The organism is Geobacillus sp. FSL K6-0789, assembly GCF_038593135.1.
GTDB classification, from domain to species: domain Bacteria; phylum Bacillota; class Bacilli; order Bacillales; family Anoxybacillaceae; genus Geobacillus; species Geobacillus stearothermophilus.
The window spans coordinates 2,498,152-2,515,963 of sequence record NZ_CP151966.1; the positions used below are offsets into that span (position 1 = coordinate 2,498,152).

The 17,812-nt window shown below is 56.5% G+C and carries 14 protein-coding genes and 4 pseudogenes; 8 read left to right on the forward strand and 10 right to left on the reverse strand.

All coding sequences use genetic code 11. The annotated features are described in order from the left end of the window. Positions 1-14: 14 nt before the first annotated feature. Together NSQ51_RS13185 and NSQ51_RS13190 are read right to left on the reverse strand one after the other, a co-directional pair. The gene (locus NSQ51_RS13185) at positions 15-503 is read right to left on the reverse strand and encodes a hypothetical protein (RefSeq protein WP_013524470.1); all 489 of its coding nucleotides are present in this window, start codon (positions 501-503) and stop codon (positions 15-17) included. A gap of 18 nt (positions 504-521) precedes the next feature. Then, on the reverse strand, positions 522-812 hold the full coding sequence (locus tag NSQ51_RS13190; RefSeq protein WP_013144398.1) for a DUF2325 domain-containing protein: 291 nt from the start codon (positions 810-812) through the stop codon (positions 522-524). Positions 813-1,138: 326 nt separating this feature from the next. Between NSQ51_RS13190 and NSQ51_RS13195 the strand changes: the two genes are divergently transcribed. Together NSQ51_RS13195 and NSQ51_RS13200 are read left to right on the forward strand one after the other, a co-directional pair. After that, the gene (locus NSQ51_RS13195; RefSeq protein WP_064502500.1) at positions 1,139-1,300 is read left to right on the forward strand and encodes a DUF1540 domain-containing protein; all 162 of its coding nucleotides are present in this window, start codon (positions 1,139-1,141) and stop codon (positions 1,298-1,300) included. 66 nt (positions 1,301-1,366) lie between these two features. Further along, complete coding sequence (locus tag NSQ51_RS13200) at positions 1,367-1,567, forward strand: hypothetical protein (RefSeq protein ID WP_033014606.1); 201 nt, start codon at positions 1,367-1,369, stop codon at positions 1,565-1,567. Positions 1,568-1,598: 31 nt separating this feature from the next. Here NSQ51_RS13200 and NSQ51_RS13205 read toward each other — a convergent pair whose 3' ends face one another. The 5 genes from NSQ51_RS13205 to NSQ51_RS13225 form a co-directional block, all read right to left on the reverse strand. After that, a complete protein-coding gene (locus tag NSQ51_RS13205) occupies positions 1,599-3,080 on the reverse strand; it encodes an o-succinylbenzoate--CoA ligase (protein ID WP_033009852.1) in 1,482 nt (493 codons plus the stop codon). A gap of 189 nt (positions 3,081-3,269) precedes the next feature. Continuing rightward, entirely contained in the window at positions 3,270-4,088 is an 819-nt protein-coding gene (gene menB, locus NSQ51_RS13210) for a 1,4-dihydroxy-2-naphthoyl-CoA synthase (RefSeq protein ID WP_033009854.1), read from the reverse strand. Beyond that, positions 4,089-4,895 (reverse strand): 2-succinyl-6-hydroxy-2,4-cyclohexadiene-1-carboxylate synthase, encoded by an 807-nt coding sequence (menH, locus tag NSQ51_RS13215; RefSeq protein WP_033014576.1) that lies wholly within the window; start codon positions 4,893-4,895, stop codon positions 4,089-4,091. Position 4,896: 1 nt separating this feature from the next. Further along, positions 4,897-6,645 carry a 2-succinyl-5-enolpyruvyl-6-hydroxy-3-cyclohexene-1-carboxylic-acid synthase gene (gene menD, locus NSQ51_RS13220; protein WP_033014578.1) on the reverse strand — a complete coding sequence of 583 codons (1,749 nt, stop codon included), beginning with the start codon at positions 6,643-6,645 and terminating at the stop codon, positions 4,897-4,899. Continuing rightward, complete coding sequence (locus tag NSQ51_RS13225) at positions 6,638-8,011, reverse strand: isochorismate synthase (RefSeq protein WP_033014579.1); 1,374 nt, start codon at positions 8,009-8,011, stop codon at positions 6,638-6,640. Before NSQ51_RS13225 ends, menD begins: the two co-directional genes overlap by 8 nt. Before the next feature lie 175 nt (positions 8,012-8,186). Between NSQ51_RS13225 and NSQ51_RS13230 the strand changes: the two genes are divergently transcribed. From NSQ51_RS13230 to NSQ51_RS13240, 3 genes are all read left to right on the forward strand, one after another. Then, positions 8,187-9,116, forward strand: coding sequence for a 1,4-dihydroxy-2-naphthoate polyprenyltransferase (locus NSQ51_RS13230; RefSeq protein WP_033014607.1), 930 nt, complete (start codon positions 8,187-8,189; stop codon positions 9,114-9,116). Between the two features lie 188 nt (positions 9,117-9,304). Beyond that, complete coding sequence (locus NSQ51_RS13235; RefSeq protein WP_033014609.1) at positions 9,305-10,114, forward strand: yteA family sporulation protein; 810 nt, start codon at positions 9,305-9,307, stop codon at positions 10,112-10,114. Between the two features lie 313 nt (positions 10,115-10,427). Then, positions 10,428-11,030, forward strand: a complete 603-nt coding sequence (locus NSQ51_RS13240) for an AIM24 family protein (RefSeq protein WP_049624995.1) — start codon at positions 10,428-10,430, stop codon at positions 11,028-11,030. Positions 11,031-11,479: 449 nt separating this feature from the next. On the opposite strand, the pseudogene NSQ51_RS13245 reads toward NSQ51_RS13240, so the two are convergent. Both NSQ51_RS13245 and NSQ51_RS13250 read right to left on the reverse strand, forming a co-directional pair. After that, positions 11,480-11,878: pseudogene (locus tag NSQ51_RS13245) on the reverse strand (glycogen phosphorylase); the annotation flags it as partial. Positions 11,879-11,908: 30 nt separating this feature from the next. Next, a pseudogene (locus NSQ51_RS13250) lies at positions 11,909-12,617 on the reverse strand (sugar phosphate nucleotidyltransferase); the annotation flags it as partial. Positions 12,618-12,813: 196 nt separating this feature from the next. Here NSQ51_RS13250 and NSQ51_RS13255 point away from each other — a divergent pair. Continuing rightward, complete coding sequence (locus tag NSQ51_RS13255; protein WP_033013870.1) at positions 12,814-14,094, forward strand: IS110 family transposase; 1,281 nt, start codon at positions 12,814-12,816, stop codon at positions 14,092-14,094. Positions 14,095-14,488: 394 nt separating this feature from the next. Further along, a pseudogene (locus tag NSQ51_RS13260) lies at positions 14,489-15,362 on the forward strand (IS982 family transposase). Between the two features lie 20 nt (positions 15,363-15,382). Here NSQ51_RS13260 and glgB read toward each other — a convergent pair. Continuing rightward, positions 15,383-16,639, reverse strand: a pseudogene (glgB, locus tag NSQ51_RS13265) (1,4-alpha-glucan branching enzyme); the annotation flags it as partial. Between the two features lie 187 nt (positions 16,640-16,826). Here glgB and NSQ51_RS13270 point away from each other — a divergent pair. Then, positions 16,827-17,777, forward strand: a complete 951-nt coding sequence (locus tag NSQ51_RS13270) for a cation diffusion facilitator family transporter (protein ID WP_049625450.1) — start codon at positions 16,827-16,829, stop codon at positions 17,775-17,777. The last annotated feature ends 35 nt before the right edge of the window (positions 17,778-17,812 follow it).

Consider the following 17,812-nt stretch of genomic DNA (forward strand, 5'->3'; position numbering starts at 1 on the left):
CTCTTCTCCTTCCCTTAAGCCGGAATCCACTCAATGCGGCGTCCGCCCGTCCATAAAAAGCAGCATTCCAGTTCGTTCGGACAACGTCCGATTGTTTTGCGGCATAAGGACGACGCCGTTTCTTTGCATCGCCGAATGGCTTCCTCTTCCTCACACCACAGCAGCACACGAACCCGGTCGCGGTAAACGATGTACAACTCCCGATCCGCTTCTTCGCCCAATCCGCCGTCCGCCAGCAGCAGCGGCTTGCATGCCGCCTCTTCCATCGAACCGAAAAACTGCAGCAAATGATCCGTCACCTTGGCCAACACAAGTCCGTAATGCAACGGCGTCGGAAACATCGACAAAGGAAGGAGCGAACGGTGCTGATCAATCAACCGGAGCAAGCAAAGCGGCGACCGCAGCGAAGGGGCGGTGTCGCAATACGCTTGAATGACGCGGCGAAGAAACCGGCGCAACGCATACGGCCAGACATCCAACGTCTCGTGATGGATAGGCACCATGGCTCGCCTCCTGTTTGTTCATGCATGTTTTCCCAGCTGCTCCAACACGGCGTTTATCGAGCTCCATGACCGTTTCGCAAAATAAATAGGCTTGTCTTTGCTTTTCGCCTTCTCTTTCACTTTCTTCGCCAAATTATGGTTCACGTAATCGATCATGACCAATATGGCGTCGACATGCTCCGGAATGTCGCGTTTCACCATATTCACTTTTCGTCCATTGAGATGAATGATTTCCCGGAATCCGGAACGCTCCAATTTATCGGTAATATGGCCTAAATGATCGGCTCCGACAACAAGCAGTGATGCCATCACGAAAGCCTCCTTTGCTCGCTTCTTTCTTTTTTATTTTAATTGAGAATGATTTTCTATGTCAATTATAACAAGAGATATTTTCATCATTTTTTTGGGCGATGAGCCCCCGCTTCAACGATGGTAAAGAAGGAAACGCCATTTCTGCACGAAATCCTTCTTTTATATTTGGGGAGGCGTGGGAGAACAACCATGATGGAAGCTGTCGATTGCCCCTGCTTCCGTTGATCCCAAGCGGGAGTCTTCTCGATTAGAGATGGATAAAATGCCTGCAAATGCGTCAAACTATAGACGCGGGCGATTTCATCACGACAAGGGGGATGACCATGGCGAAAGATGTTCTTTGCGAAGTGCGCAACTGCCATTATTGGGCGGAAGGGAACCGTTGCAGCGCGGAGTCCATTTATGTGGTCAGCCATGCCGGAAACATGGCGTCTGATTCGTCGGAAACGGACTGCAAAACGTTTACTCCTTCCAATGAAGCGTAACGATTCAGCAAATAAAGCGCTGCCCGGTGTTGCGGGCGGCGCTTGCATCGTTAGAGGGGGATGACGGTGGACAAGCGCGCCAGTCTCATTCAAGCGTTCCAAAAGGAAATGAAGCGGACTCGCCCGATGGCGTCCCCACGTTGCATCGACTCGTTCGCCAATTTGTGGGAGTACGAATTCGGTTCGTTCGAGACGCTGCCGCCGGATTTGAAACGGCTTGTCGCTTATCGAGCGGCTGAGATCGGATGGACGGATGATGACGTGTAAGGCGGGCAAACAGACGAAGCAAGCGCCCTGCTTAAAGACGGGACGCTCGCTTTTCTGCTTCCGGAATCAACGTTTTCAATTCGCGGCGCAATAGTTTTTGCGCCGCATTGCGCGGCAGCGCGTCGACGAAATAAATGCGCGCCGGCACTTTGTATTTGGCGAGCCGCTCGCGGCAAAACTGCTTCAGCCCATGCTCATCAGCCGCAGCGCCTTTTTTCAGCACTACAAAGGCACACGGCACTTGCCCCCATGTGTCATCGTCGATGCCGGTCACGCCGGCTTCTTCGACATCGGGGTGCGACAGCAGCACCGCTTCGATTTCGGCCGGATAGACGTTTTCCCCGCCGGAAATAATGAGATCGGAGCGGCGGTCGAGCACGTACAAAAACCCGTCTTCGTCGACATAGCCGATATCCCCGGTGTAAAACCAGCCGCCGCGGATCGCCCGTTCCGTCGCCTCGGGGCGGTGCAAGTATCCTTTCGTCACGTTCGGTCCTTTGACGACAATTTCCCCAGCTTCATACGGCGCAGCTTGTTTTCCGTCTTGCATAATGCATAGCTCGGCCGGAAAGAGCGGCTTGCCGGCGGAGCCGAGTTTCGTCAGGCTGTATTCGGGCGCCAGCGTCACAATTTGCGATGACGTCTCCGTCATCCCGTACGTCTGGTACACCGGAATGCCTTTTTCCTTGCACGTCTCAAGCAGTGGGCGCGGCGCCGGCCCGCCGCCAAGCAGCATGCAGCGAAACGTATCAGGATAGCGCGCTTCCCCAAGCTCCGCCACCATCCGTTGCAGCATGGCGGCTACCACCGACATGATCGTCACCGTTCCGTTCATAATCAAGGCGTTCGCTTCCTTTGGGTCAAATGACGGCTGAATGTACATCGGCATGCCGTAAATGACACTGCGCATGGCGATCGACAGGCCGCTGATGTGAAACAGCGGCACGGCCGCAAGCCAGCAGTCGCCTTCGTGCAACCCGAGATTGAGCGCCGAGCCGACCGCGCTCCACCAGTGGTTGCCGTACGTTTGCAGCACGCCTTTCGGGGTGCCGGTCGTTCCGGATGTGTACATAATCGTCGCCGTCTCGTCCAACTCGAGCGTTTCCTTGAGCAGAACGTCCACTTCCGAAAGCGCGGCGAGCGCGCTCGTCGTCATCACCCGCCCGTCGCCGCCAAGGCGCCCGGCCAGTTCCTCATCGGCAATGACAAGGCGCGCGCCGCTGTCATCGAGCTGCCAGCCGAGCTCATAAGACGTGAGACGCACGTTTTGCAGCAAGGCGCGCGCGCCGAGCAAAAACAAGGCGTGGACGATCTCGATCATTTCAATGCGGTTTTTCATCAAAATGGCGACGATGTCGCCTTCCCGAACGCCCGCTGCAGCGAGGCGGCGCGCCCATGACGCCGACGCTTCGTACAGTTCGGCAAACGTTTTCGCCCGCTCTCGATCACGAACAGCCGTCCGCTCCGGGGTTAAAAACGCCCGCTGCTTCAGCCAGTTTGGCATTGTGGTCATGCGTTCTCCTCCTTTCGGCCGTTTGGCGTGCCAGCCCATCGCACAAGGCGCCGCCGCTCCCGCCAAAAAACACCCGCCGCTGTGGAAACGTCCTGTTCCGGGGGCGAGGTTGTTCCTTCCTTATGTGCCCCGCTGGCAGCGAGATGCGAAAAAGCAGCTTGATGCGGCATCAAGCTGCTTGGTCCGTTCTCACGGGAAACGCGGGAACTGGCCGAAGTCCGGCTTCCGTTTTTCCTTGAACGCCCGCATTCCTTCTTTCGCCTCTTCCGTCGTATAGAATAGAAGCGTCGCATCGCCCGCAAGCTGCTGAATGCCGGCCAGGCCGTCGGAATCGGCGTTGAACGCCGCTTTTAAGAAGCGAATGGCGGTCGGGCTTTTCTCCAAAATTTCTTGCGCCCATTTGACCGTTTCTTCTTCCAGCTGCTCGAGCGGCACGACTTTGTTCACAAGCCCCATCTCGAGCGCTTCTTGGGCGTTGTACTGGCGGCACAAATACCAAATTTCCCGCGCTTTTTTATGGCCGACGATGCGCGCCAAATAGCCGGCCCCATAACCGCCGTCAAAACTGCCGACCTTTGGCCCCGTTTGGCCGAAAATCGCGTTGTCGGCCGCAATCGTCAAGTCGCAGACGACGTGGAGCACATGGCCGCCGCCGATGGCATAGCCGGCGACCATCGCGATGACCGGTTTCGGAATGACGCGAATGAGCCGTTGCAAATCGAGCACATTGAGGCGCGGAATTTCGTCCTCGCCGACATATCCTCCATGGCCGCGCACTTTTTGGTCGCCGCCCGAGCAGAATGCTTTTCCGCCCGCGCCGGTCAAAATGATGACGCCGATATTCGAATCGTCGCGCGCTTTTGTGAACGCGTCGATCATCTCATTCACCGTTTTCGGCCGAAACGCGTTATGTACTTCCGGACGGTTGATCGTAATTTTGGCGATGCCGTTGTACGTTTCGTAAATAATGTCCTCATAGTCGTACTGCTTCACCCATTCAAACGGCATTTACACTTCCCCCTTTGTCATGAATTCACTTACTATTGTAGCAAAAACACCGGGCTGTTCCACGTGAATTGCATGTCCGGCTCCCGGAACACAGACGAACCTGCTGTCGGGCAGCCGCTCATGCATGCGGGCGGCGATGCGGCAAAACTTTTCATCACGCTCCCCGCAAACAAGAAGCACGGGCATGTCAAGTTCCCTAAGCCGCTCCCACCAAGACGGCTGCACGCCGGTTCCCATCCCGCGCAAGCTGTTGGCAAGCCCTTCAGCCGTATGGCGAAGCCGCTCACGGCGGACCGCCGCCCTTACAGACGCCGGAAGCGCCTGTTGCGTGAAAAAAAGCGGAAGACGCTCCCAATGGTCGACGAACGCACGCACCCCTTCCTGCTCGATCCGCTGCGCAAGCGCCTCATCCGCCTCTCGCCGGGCGCGCCGCTCCGCATCCGTCTGCAGCCCCGGCGAACTGCTCTCCAGCACAAGGCGGCGGACGCGGTGCGGATGCAACATGGCGAAAGTCAACGCCAGCCGCCCGCCCATCGAGTAGCCGACCACGTTCGCTTTCTCGACGCCAAGCTTATCAAGCAACGCCGCCAAGTCGTCGGCGGCGCGTTCGATCCGATACCGCCGGGCGTCCTTTGGCGCTTCCGTCCGCCCGTGCCCAAGCAAGTCCGCCGCAATCAGGCGGAACCTCCGCCAAAACGGGTGGAGCGGCCGCCATGTGTCCGCGCTGCCGGTAAACCCGTGCAACAATAAAAGCGGCTCCCCTTCGCCATATTGTTCCACATGGTAACGAACCCCATTCAGCTCCACATCAAACCATTCCTTTATGTTCGAGAAATTTCGCGATTTCCTGGGAAACACGTTCCCACAAAAAACGATGCATTTGGACATTTTCCGCGCGCGACGTGCGCACTTCGACAACATGAAGCCCGCCTGCTTCAAACGATTCCGCCACTTGACGGCGAAATTCGTCCCACGTACGCGGCGTTGCGTGCCGTCCGCCGTACATCCCAACGGCATCGGAAAACGACAAACCGGTCGGCGTGCCAAACAGCGTTTCAAACGGCCCTTCATGACGCGCCTGCGGCAAAAAGGAGAAAATGCCGCCGCCGTTGTTGTTCAACAGCACAATCGTCGCCTGCAATCCGTGCATTTTCGCTGCCAGCAGCCCGTTCAAATCGTGGTAAAACGACAAATCGCCGATCACGAGCGCAAGCGGCCCCGCGGCGGCGCCGGCCCCCAAGGCGCTCGAGACGACGCCGTCAATGCCGTTGGCGCCGCGGTTGGCAAGCACGCGGAGCGGCTTGTCCGTCGACCAGAAAAACGTATCGGCGTCGCGGATTGGCATGCTGTTGCCGATATACAGCAACGCGTCCGGCGGCAACAATTCGGCAAGCTCGACGAACACCTTCCCTTCAAACCATTCGGTTTCTGGCAAGTGCTGCCGCAACACGGTGCGGGCGATGTCGTTCATTTCCCGCCATGCCGCCGACCAGGGGCTTGAGGCCGCTTTCGGTTCGGCCACACGCAACAGCTGCCGGCACAACGCTGTTTCGTCGCTTTGCACCATGCAGGCGGCCGACAGCGTCGGGTCGCGCCAGCCGCCGTCATCGACGACGATTTGGCGGATCGAGCGATGCCGCTTCAGCCATAACAACAGCGGCTTGGACACCGGCATGGCGCCGAAGCGGAGCACGACATCGGGCACAAGCTTGGACGCGATTGCCTCGTCTTTTAAAATCGCGTCATAGCTGTCAATGACATACGTTTTGTCGTGCGCGCCGGCGCGCAACTGCGACAGCGGATCGGCGAGAATCGGAACATCGAGCGCCCGCGCGAGCGCGGTGACCGCCTCGGCGAAACCGGGCCGGTCGAGCGGCCCGCAGATGATCAGCCCGCGTTGAGCCGCGGCGAGCTCTTTATACAGGCCGGCCGCGCTTTCATCAGAAACCGTCGGCTGGCCGTTCACCACACGCGGCACCCCTTTAAGCGCCTGCACGCGCTCCCAGACGCCATCGTCAATTTCCGGAACAAGCGGCTCGCGGAACGGCAAATTGACATGCACCGGACCGGCCGGCGCAGCAGCGGCCGCTCCAACAGCCCTTGCCGCCATCGCCTGCGCATAGCGAAGCATCCCTTCCGCTTCTTCCGGCAGCGCCAAATCGACAAACCATTTTGCATAGCGGCCGTATAAATGAAGCTGATCGATCGCCTGCGGCGCGCCGACATCGCGCAGTTCATGCGGCCGGTCCGCCGTCAGCACGACGAGCGGCACGCGCGAATAGTGGGCTTCGACGAGCGCCGGCAAGTAATTGGCCGCCGCCGTGCCCGAGGTGCACACCAATGCGACCGGCCGCCGCTTCGCTTTCGCCATGCCAAGGGCGAAAAAGGCGGCTGACCGCTCGTCAATGTGCATCGAAAAGCGGAGGGCGGGGTTCCCGGCGATCGCCATCGCCAGCGGCGTTGAGCGCGATCCGGGGCTGATGACCGCCTCCGCCACCCCGGCTTGCACAAGCCCATCGACGAAAGCGGCTACATACAACGACAACGCCTCAGTCATGGTGCATCACTCCTAACGCCGATAACATCGGCGCCATTTTCACGTTCGTCTCCTCGTACTCGCTTTGCGGATCGGAGTCGGCGACGATGCCGCAGCCAGCAAACAAGAACGCTTGACTGCCAGCAAGCAAAGCCGACCGAATGGCGACCGCCCATTCCCCGTCACCATAAGCGTCCACCCAGCCGATCGGAGCGGCGTACCACCCGCGCTCGAGCGGCTCGAGGGCGCGAATCGTTTCCATCGCTCGTTCGCGCGGCGTCCCGCCGAGCGCCGGCGTCGGATGCATCCGTTCCACCAGACGCAACACGGACGGCTCCCGGCAGCCGCGGCCGACAACCGGCGTGCATAAGTGCTGAATATGAGGAAGCTTGAGAAGCTGCGGCCCGTCCGGCATCTCGACCGCCTCGCACACCTCGGCGAACAAGCGGCTGATCATGCGCACCACAAATTGATGTTCTTGGCGGTTTTTCCGGTCGGAAAGCAGCCAGGCGCCGAGCCGTTCGTCTTCTTCGACCGTCGCCCCGCGGCGCGCCGATCCCGCCAGGCAAATCGAACGGCACGTCTCCCCCTCTTTTTGGACGAGCTGCTCCGGCGATGCCCCGATTAAACAGCGGCCGTCTTGTTCAAAGGCAAACAAGTAGGCAAACGGCTGCTGCTCGCGAAGCCGGGCCAATACGGAGCCAGCATCGATCGTTCCGGCAAATGTCAACTGCCGGGCGCGGGCGAGCACGACTTTGTCAAGCGCCCCGGCGCGAATCGAAGCGATCGCCTGTCGGACCGCCTCCATCCACCGTCCGCTGTCTGCTTCCCGAGCCGCGACGAGCGCGGGAAGGGGGGCCGGAAGCGGCGGTGCAGCGATTCGCCCAAGCAGCCGGCCGACCTGCTCGATTTCCCGCCCCCCACCGCCGGCAGGCAGCGTGACGGTCAGCTTCGCCTGCCCGTTCCGCATCGAAAGAAGCACAGCCGGCGCGATCAGTTTTCCGGCTGAAAACCCGCGCCATACGTCCGTCGGCGTCCGGTGCGGATCAAAGGAAAACCCGCCGAACAGCAGCGGCGGCGCATCCGTGTCGCCATGCCGCTCGATTTGGCTGGCCCACTGCCGGCGGCGCGCATCGACCTCGCGAAACCGCCCGTCCTTTTCCCCCGTCTCAATTGCATGCACCGAGCCGAGGCCGACCAAGATGGTGCCGTCGCTTCGGTCCGACCAAAAAAACCGTTCGCGGAATCCGCAAGACGGCCCTTGCATAAAAAAAGAAACCGGATCGACGCCTTCCAACGATTCCGTCCAGCTGACAAACGGCCGCGCCGCCCGCACCACCAATTCGTGCAGTTGTTGTTGGAGTGTATGTTGAAATCCAATCGCCACGATCCTCACGCTTTCTTTCGTAAAATTCCCTCTCCATCCCCTACTTCCCATTATCCATTATATATAATAGGAAATCATTTATCTATCAGAAAGGGTTGACACGCCTAAAACCTTTTCCTACACTTATTTTGCGCGGAAACCGATCATATTTTCAAGGAATATAAGGGGAATGGATATGCAACCAGTCACACATATCGGCCACCGACCGCCGGCTCGCCGCGACTGGCGCGTCTTTTGGCGGCTGACGCGTCCGCATACGCTGACAGCGGCGTTTGTGCCAGTCTGCGTCGGCACGGTGCTGGCGATGGGAGAAACGTCTGTCAATTGGCTGTTGTTTGTCGCCATGATGGCCGCCTCGTTGTTGATTCAGGCGGCGACGAATATGTTTAACGAATATTACGATTACAAGCGCGGCCTTGACTCGCCGGAATCGGTCGGCATCGGCGGCGCCATCGTCCGTGACGGCCTGAAGCCGAAAACAGTGCTGGCGTTGGCGTTTGCCTGCTTTGGGGCAGCGATGCTCATCGGCGTCTACATTTGCGCGCAAAGCAGTTGGTGGCTCGCGCTTGTCGGAACGGTCTGCATGGCGGCCGGCTACTTTTACACCGGCGGTCCTGTTCCGATCGCCTATACACCGTTTGGCGAACTCGCCGCCGGATTTTTCATGGGCTTTATGATCATTTTAATTTCCTTTTTCATCCAAACAGGCGGCGTGAGCAAAGAAGCGGTGCTCGTGGCGATCCCGGTCGCCATTTTCATCGGCGCCATTTTGCTGGCCAACAACATTCGCGACTTGGACGGCGACCGCGAAAAAGGACGAAAAACGCTCGCCATTTTAATCGGCCGCGACTGGGCGATCCGCGTGCTTGCCATGATGTTTGCCGCCGCGTTTCTTTGGACGGTGGCGCTTGTGCTGTTGGGCATCGTGCCGTTTTGGGCGATGCTCGTCTTGCTGAGCGCGCCAAAAGCAGCGGCCGCGGCGCGCGGATTCATCGGTAAAACGAAACCGGCGGAGATGATGCCGGCGATGAAGGCCACAGCGCAAACGAATACACAATTTGGCTTTTTGCTCGCCATCGGCTTGCTTGTCGGCCAATGGCTGTAAACACGGTCGAAACGGCCGTGTTTTTTTTTTTTGATTTTCGCCCATACTACACCATATAGATAGGCTCCCGCGGCGAAACCATTCGCCGCCAACGGAAGGATGAAACGATCCCTGTGTTTGAAAGGCTCCAGACATTTTCAAGTTTGAATCCATGCAAGACAGACGCTGCAAGGAAGGGGTTGCAACCGATGTTGACGAACGAACAACTCGCCGCCTTCCGCTCCACATTGCTTGAGATGAAGCGGGACATTGAAGACCGGCTGAATCAAAACGACCATTTCGGCATGACGCGCAGCCACGCCCACGATGCGGTCGGCGAGCTGGCAAGCTACGACAACCATCCCGCCGATGAGGCGACTGAACTGTATGAGCGGGAAAAAGATTTGGCGTTGGACGACCATACAGAGCGCGAATTCCGCGAGATCGAGCGGGCGCTGAAAGCCATCGATGACGGCACGTACGGGATTTGCCGCACATGCGGCCAGCCGATTCCGTACGAGCGGCTTGAGGCGTTGCCGACAACGCTTTATTGCCGGGAGCACAGCCCGGACCAAATCATCTCGCAAAAGCGGCCACTCGAAGAAGGGGTACTCATGCCGCCGTTTGGCAAATTCGATTTTGACGACCGCGACGAATCGGTCGCCTATGACGCCGAAGACGCTTGGCAGGAAGTCGCCCGCTACGGTTCATCGGACACGCCGTCCGACCTTGGCAAAAATGTTGATTATTACGGAGAAGTATACGCCGAATCGGAGGAGCACGTCGGCTATGTCGAGGATTTGGAAAATTTCGCTGCTGTCGATTTGTACGGGCGAAATGTCAAAGTGTATCCGACGCGGGAGCACGAATGGCTCGAAAACATATTGGATGACGAAGGCATCATGTCAAACATCGGCGACTTGCCGGCGTATGAAAAAGACCCGTATACGGTGAACGAAAGCTATCGCCGCTACGATGAGCGCCCGACCCAGCAAAACTTCGGGGAACCCAATCCGTAGACAAAGGGCCTCCGTGCGATGACCTCTTGAAGTGGGGAATGCGGCCAGGCGGCCGGTTCAGTTTGACGCGCTCCAAAGGCCGACTTCCAACGTGGGACGCACGCCTTGCCATGGTCCGCTGACAACAAGCGCCTCATGTTCCAATGGCGGGAAACTCGCCAACGGGCCAGTCTGTTTTCAAACGAGCACGGGTTCTCGCGCCGCCTTCCAAACGATGGGCACATGGTTGCCCGTGCTTGTTTGAAACGGAGGAGGGGCGGATTCCGTAGTACATAACGGAATGTTGCAAAAACCTTTGGATGGAGGAGAAACGATGAATGCCCATGAGATCGATTACCGGCTGTACGGCGATGACATGCAGTTTGTCGAGATCGAACTCGATCCACGCGAAAGCGTCATTGCGGAAGCGGGCGCCATGATGATGATGGAAGACGACATCGCGATGGAAACGGTCTTTGGCGACGGCTCCTCAGCCGGAAAAGGACTGCTCGGCCGCCTCGTCGGCGCCGGGAAACGGCTGCTCACCGGGGAAAGTCTGTTCATGACCGTGTTTACAAATCAAGGCAGCGGCAAGCGCCGCGTCGCCTTTGCCGCTCCGTATCCGGGAAAAATCATTCCGGTCGACTTGAGCGAACTGGGCGAGAAACTCATCTGCCAAAAAGACTCGTTTTTATGCGCCGCCAAAGGGGTTTCCGTCGGCATTGAGTTTCAACGCAAGCTCGGGGCCGGCTTTTTCGGCGGGGAAGGGTTGTTTTTGGCGACCGTCACCGGCCCCGGGGCGGTGTGGGTGCAGTCGCTCCCGTTCAGCCGGCTCGCTGACCGCGTGCTTGCCGCCGCTCCGAGCGCCGGCGGACGGTCGGTCGGCGAAGGCAGCATCCTTGGCAGCATCGGCGATTGGCTAGACGGCGACGATTGAAACAAAATCAGGCGTTCAAACCGAACGCCGGCCGGTTCCGCCAACGCGAAACGGGGCGTTCCAACAGGGCGGCCCCGTTCCGTTTATGCCGTTGCCGCCGCAGTCCGGCAACAGCCATACATCCGACCTCTTTCCGCTGCAAGCCGTCGCTCCTTGGCCGCTGTTTTGCCTCCGCACAGGAAACCGTCCCAAGCCCGGCGTTTGGAAACGGCGGAATCGATCGTTCAGACCGGCTCAGACGGAAAAGGTTCATCATGCCAAAGACAAGTTCGTGATGGCGAGCGGCTGGTCGTTTGCGCCTCTGAGATGATTCGAAGCGGCCGCGCTCGTCTTTAGGGGCGCCTGTTTCCCGCCGGGCTTTACATCGACGGCGAAATGCCCCAAATCTCAGCCGCGTATTCCGCGACGGTCCGATCGCTGGCAAAGTAGCCGGAGTGGGCGATGTTGACGGCGCTCATCCGCCCCAGCCCGCCGTTGCCAAGCCCGGCGTCCGCCTTACATTCCTCGACATCTTCGAGGCGAATGCCGAGCTCGCGCAATCCTTCCTCGACGACCGAACGGACGCCGAGGTTTAACAAATTGTTGCCGAGCAGGCGACCCAACAAAAACTCAATCGACAAATAATACACTTGTTTCCACCGTTGCGCCCGGTAGCGTTCATTCGTCGTGATCCAATGGCGGCTGATATGTTCGCGCACCATCTGGCCGAGAACGTGATAATGATCGCGCGCCGTCGATTCGGCAAACGGTTTGCCGCACAGCGCCTCGACCCGCACCACAAACGCCCGTTTGAACGTTTCTTTAGGTTGATACGTTTCTTTAGGTTGATCAGCCGCTCCTTTCAACACCACGCCCGGTTCGACCTTGGCGTCTTTATCGATAATGACGCCATCGAGGACGCAGCCGTCGCCGATTTGGCACTTTTGCATATAATGTTGTTTTTCACGACCGCTCCTTTGCCGATACGGACGCCTTGAAACAGCAATGAACGCTTGACCGTCCCTTCGACGACGCACCCTTCATTGACGAGTGAGTTCGCCACTTCCGCCTCCTGGGAAATGTATTGCGGCGGCTGATTCGGATTGACGGAATAAATGCGCCATGAGCGGTCGAACAAGTCGAGCTCGTTGTCCTCATCCAACAAGTCCATGTTCGCTTCTCACAAGCTTTTCACCGTGCCAACATCTTTCCAGTAGCCTTGGAACGGGTAGGCAAACAACCGCTTGCGTTCGCGAAACAAAAGCGGGATGATGTCTTTGCCGAAATCGTGCGACGAATGCGGGTCATCGTTGTCGATTTTCAACTATTCTTTCAACAGCGGCCAATTGAAAATGTAAATGCCCATCGACGCCAAATTGCTCTTTGGCTCCGCCGGTTTTTCGGCAAACTCGACAATTTGCATCTCGTCATTCGTATTCATAATGCCAAACCGGCTCGCTTCTTCCCATGGCACTTCAATAACGGAAATCGTCACATGGCCTGTTTGGTGATATGGTAGTCGAGCATCTGCCGATAGTCCATTTTGTAAATGTGGTCGCCGGACAGCACGAGCACGTAGTCCGGGTCGTACTGTTCAATATAATTCACCCGTGGTGCTAGATAAACTCAAACAAGCATAAAAATAGCCCTTGCATGAGGATCCCCTTAAAATGAAAGTGCAACCAACCATTAAAAAGGAGCATTCCCGTTAGGAGCTTTTCCGGGGACTTGATCAAAAAAAGCCCTCTTGGTATGATGCAGGGGTGTCAAACAATACCTACCATCATGCCAAGGAGGACTTCAGATGAATTGTACACAAAACTATAAAATTGATCAAGTTACGGAACAAACGCTTGTCGTGGGCATCGATATCGCGAAACGAACCCACTACGCCTGCTTCGTGGATGACCGGGGGCGCGTGCTTCGCAAGTCGTTCCCGATCTTCCAGTCGAAAGAGGGGTTTCAGCAGCTGTATAAAGCGATTCAGGAGGCGATGCAAGCGTTTGGGAAGTCAGAGGTGATCGTCGCGGTGGAGCCGACCGGGCACTACTGGTTGAACCTGGCCTACTTCCTCGAGGAGCACGGGATCCCGTTGGTCATGGTCAACCCGGCGCATGTGTGCCGGTCGAAAGAACTTGATGACAACCTGCCGACGAAACACGACGCCAAAGACGCCCTGGTCATTGCCAGACTGGCAAAAGACGGACGATTCCTCGTTCCCCGGCTGCTGCACGAGATCGAAGCCGATTTGCGCGTGGGAAGCACGCTCAAAGAGAAGCTCCGCAAGGAACAGACGGCGGTGAAAAACGCGATCGTCCGCTGGACGGATCGGTATTTTCCAGAGTTTTGGACCGTGTTTCGTGACTTGGGGAAAACGGCGCTTTCGGTGTTGGAGTGGACGCCGCTTCCGGCTGATATGGCCGGTCGGACCGCCGAGGAGCTCATCGAGGTGTACCGGCAAAGCAAAGGGATGAAATGCCCGCAGAAGGCCAAAATTCAGGCGTTGATCAACACCGCGAAGGACTCGATTGGGGTGACGGAAGGGACAGCGATGGCCCGGTTTGAGATCGCCGCGCTCGTCCGCCGATACCGCCAATTGGAGGCGGAGATCGCTGCACTGGACGCCGAGTTGAAGGCATTGGTTCAAACGACGATGGAGTACCAATGGTTGAAAACGGTCGACGGGTTGGGAGACGCCACGATCATCGATCTGCTGGCGGAGATCGGCAGCTTCGCCCATTATCGGGACCCGCGCCAATTGGTGAAGTTGGCGGGCCTGACGCTCAAGGAGAACTCCTCCGGCCAGCGCAAAGGGCAAAAGCACATCTCCAAACGGGGACGGAAACGGTTGCGCTCGGTGCTGTTTCGGGCGATGATTCCGCTGATTCGGCATAACGAGGCGTTTCGCGAGCTGCATGAGTATTATACGACCCGATCCGTCAATCCGCTGACCGGAAAGCAGTCCATCGTCGCCTTGTGCCGGAAGCTGTTGAATGTGCTGTTTGCGATTTGTACGAAGAAACAAGCGTTTGACGCGGAGCGAATGAAACAGGACGTCTTGTCCCAGGTGCAACGGGCGGCCTAAGGCCTCCCCCTGCGAACGGAAGAATCGTTGGACAACGAGATGACACCGGAGAAGCTGGCGTGATTTCATCCATTCGACCTTGAGTCCCTAAAGGAGCTTGGCCGGCCTCCGCCTGATGACGAGACCGAACGAGGGAATGTTGGCGCGAAGACGCCCGGAGACATGGGAGGGTTCGTCCTCATCAGCGACGCGGAGATCCAAAGGGTGCATCGAATACGCTTCTCCCCACGGAAGGAAAATATACCCATCCGTGGCCGCGAAGCGCACCCTAGGTCTGTAAGATATCCACAAAACTGAAAAAGGATGTAAGGGATTTTGTCGAAAAATATTTTTTGGACACCCCTGAGGGGCCGAAAAGCCTTGATAAATCAACATTTCTAGAGGGAGGATCCCTATGCAAGAGCACTTTCATTTTACTACAGATCGAGCCAAGATTCAAAAGCAATATGCCGCCATTTTCGTTTTTGTTTCTGCTCAACTTTCATGCATTCAGGTGCATCTTCATCGTCGAAATCGCCATTTGGTCAAGCAAGAGGACGCTGTCATCATCGCCATTCATCTTTTAGGAAAGCTGCTCGGTTTTACTTCACGGGCATGGCATCGTTTTGTCACGGGAAATTTGTTCACAAACGTCTCGTTTCTCGAACGTTCCCGGTATAACCGCCGCTGCCGGGCGCTTGGCTTCGCTATCAAATGGATTGCCGTCGTGAGCAAAACGCGGCCAACATCATGCCTATGCCGTCGTGGACAGCTTGCCGCTCCCGTTGTGCCATACGGCAAGAATGCATCGCGTCAAACGGTTTCAAGAGATCGCCGACATCGGGTATTGCGCTTCCAAAAAGCAATGGTACTACGGGTTGAAGCTGCACCTTCAAGTGACCGATCAAGGGCTGCCAATGGGGTATGTGGTGACGGAAGCATCTTGCCACGATCGAATCGCAGCCGAAAGCGTGATGACCCAAATTCCCCACCCGTATAACTTTGGGGACAAAGGATTCATTAGCCGTGACTTGCAAAAAAGGCTGTACGAAGAATACCAAATGGCGCTTTGGACTCCGTCTCGAAAAAACCAGAAACATCGTGCGTCCGAGGCATGGGAGAAATGGATCCAACAAAAACGCAAAGTGATCGAGACGGTGTTCTCGGTTCTGGTTGACCACTATCGCATCACGGGGATCCGAGCCAATTCGATTATCGGATTTGAAGTGGCACTAGACGGTATATTGTTAGCTTATTCCCTGGTTACACTTGGGCTAGTTGAGCGCTAAAGCTCAACTAGCACCACGGGTGGCAAAATGAAATTTTCTGAATACACATAAAGGAGGGAAAAGGTGACTTGATTGTGTGCATGCTTCCGCTCATGCGGCGGCGTTTCCATATACTTCAGCATGTCGTTCATCCAGCCCATGTTCCACTTGTAGTTAAAGCCAAGCCCGCCGTCATACGTCGGCGCCGTCACCCGCGGCCAATCGGTCGAATCTTCAGCGATCATCAAGACGTTGGGGTCATAGGCAAACACCGCTTCGTTTAACTTGCGCAAAAACTCGACCGCATACGGGTTTTCATAGAGCTGGTCGTTGTTCGGCCAATACAGCATGTTCGCGACCGCATCGACGCGGAATCCGTCGACGTGGTAATACTCGAGCCAAAACAAGGCGTTGGAGATGAGAAAACTGCGCACTTCCGGTTTGCCTAAGTCAAAATTCGCCGTCCCCCAGACGTAATTTTCCCGGTCTTTTTCGTTCGCATATTCGTACGTCGGGGCGCCGTCAAACATATATAACCCGTGGGCGTCCTTGCAAAAATGCCCCGGCACCCAATCGAGAATGACCCCGATTCCTGCCTGATGGCAGCGGTCGACGAAATACATGAAATCATGCGGCGCACCGTAGCGGCTTGTCACCGCATAATAGCCGGTCCCTTGATACCCCCACGAACGGTCGAGCGGATGCTCGACAAGCGGAAGCAGCTCAATGTGCGTAAATCCACGCTCTAGCACGTACGGGATAAGTTCGTCGGCCATCTCACGGTACGTCAAAAAACGACCTTCCTTTTTCTTCCACGAACCAAAATGGAGCTCATAAATGACCATCGGCTGCTCGTAAATCCGCTTTCGCCGCTTCTTCCGCTGCCAAGACTGATCGTTCCACTGGTATCCTTTCAGATCGTAGACAATCGAGGCGGTGTGGGGGCGCAATTCGGAGCAAAACGCGTACGGGTCCGCTTTCAGCAGCACCCGCCCATCCGGCGTGACGATCTCATACTTATACAAATGCCCTTCCAAGTTTTCCGGGACAACGATCGTCCATACTCCTTCATCGTTCACTTTGGTGAGGCGGAACTTCGCCCCGTCCCAGCCGTTAAAGCTGCCGACCAGGCGCACGTCGCGCGCATGCGGCGCCCAGACGCAAAAGCGGGTGGCGGCCCTTCCGCCCTCATCGATCACGTGGGCGCCAAACAGCTCGTAGCTTTTATGCAAGCTGCCTTCATGAAACAAATACACTTCCAAATCCGTCGGATTCGCCGCAATCAAGTTCGATCGCATCCTTTCTGAAGCAAGATGATGGCCATACACAATATTGACTCCTATTCGCCAGCAGCAGGATTCATTCCTTGAATTGTTCGTCTATATTTTTAGACAAATTCCAACAACCGCTCTTTCTCGCTGTCGAAATTTCATTTGCACACAAGCGGATTTTTATATTATAATTTATAAATAACGGAGGTGCATTATGGCTCCAACACTGTACGATTTTCACCATCTCCCGCACGTCAAAACGCAACATGAATCAAAAAAAGCGCTCTGGGTGACGCTTTTGTTGACCATGTTTTTCACCGCCGTTGAAATCATTGGCGGACTGATTTCCAACTCGCTCGCCCTCTTGTCCGATTCGGCCCATATGGCATCCGATGTATTGGCGCTTGGATTGAGCATGGTCGCCCTCTACATGGCAACGCGCCCGCCGAACCGCCGCTTTACGTTCGGTTTTTTGCGATTTGAAATCATCACATCGTTTTTGAACGGGCTGACGTTGGCCGTCATTGCGCTGTGGATTTTATGGGAAGGCATTCAGCGTTTTCTTCATCCTGAACCGATCAACTTTCGTCTTATGCTCGGAATCGCGGCGATCGGCCTCATCGTTAACTTGACGTTGACCATCGTCTTAAGCCGGAGCACGAAAGAAGAAGACAACTTGAACGTTCAGAGCGCCCTTTGGCATTTCATCGGCGACTTAATCAGCTCGATCGGCGTCATCGTGTCCGCGCTGCTCATTTACTTCACTGGCTGGACGATTTTCGATCCGATCATCAGCCTCGTGATCGCCGCCATCATTTTCACAGGCGGGGCGAAAATTATGCGTGAATCGTATCTCATCTTAATGGAAGCCGTACCTGATGGGTTCGATCTCGAACAAATCCGCGCCGACATTCGACAGATCGAAGGGGTCGAAGACGTGCACGACATGCATTTATGGGCCATCTCCACCGACCATTACTCGCTGTCGGCCCATGTGTTTGTCAGCGAGCACATCCAGCCGCTTTGTGTCATTTTGGCGGTGAATGAAATGCTGAAGGAAAAATACGGCATTGAGCATGCCACGATCCAAGTCGAGCACACCATGCTCCACGACCACGGAACCTATGGGAAGGCGTTTTTGGAGAAAAAGAAGCAGCCGCAATGATAAAGACCGCCCATGCCGAATCGGCAAGGCGGTCT

Coding starts and splice junctions, on each gene's coding strand:
- NSQ51_RS13185 (WP_013524470.1), bottom strand. CDS start 503: ATGGTGCCTATCCATCACGAGACGTTGGATGTCTGGCCGTATGCGTTG.
- NSQ51_RS13190 (WP_013144398.1), bottom strand. CDS start 812: ATGGCATCACTGCTTGTTGTCGGAGCCGATCATTTAGGCCATATTACC.
- NSQ51_RS13195 (WP_064502500.1), top strand. CDS start 1,139: ATGGCGAAAGATGTTCTTTGCGAAGTGCGCAACTGCCATTATTGGGCG.
- NSQ51_RS13205 (WP_033009852.1), bottom strand. CDS start 3,080: ATGACCACAATGCCAAACTGGCTGAAGCAGCGGGCGTTTTTAACCCCG.
- menB (WP_033009854.1), bottom strand. CDS start 4,088: ATGCCGTTTGAATGGGTGAAGCAGTACGACTATGAGGACATTATTTAC.
- menD (WP_033014578.1), bottom strand. CDS start 6,645: ATGACTGAGGCGTTGTCGTTGTATGTAGCCGCTTTCGTCGATGGGCTT.
- NSQ51_RS13230 (WP_033014607.1), top strand. CDS start 8,187: ATGCAACCAGTCACACATATCGGCCACCGACCGCCGGCTCGCCGCGAC.
- NSQ51_RS13235 (WP_033014609.1), top strand. CDS start 9,305: ATGTTGACGAACGAACAACTCGCCGCCTTCCGCTCCACATTGCTTGAG.
- NSQ51_RS13240 (WP_049624995.1), top strand. CDS start 10,428: ATGAATGCCCATGAGATCGATTACCGGCTGTACGGCGATGACATGCAG.
- NSQ51_RS13255 (WP_033013870.1), top strand. CDS start 12,814: ATGAATTGTACACAAAACTATAAAATTGATCAAGTTACGGAACAAACG.
- NSQ51_RS13270 (WP_049625450.1), top strand. CDS start 16,827: ATGGCTCCAACACTGTACGATTTTCACCATCTCCCGCACGTCAAAACG.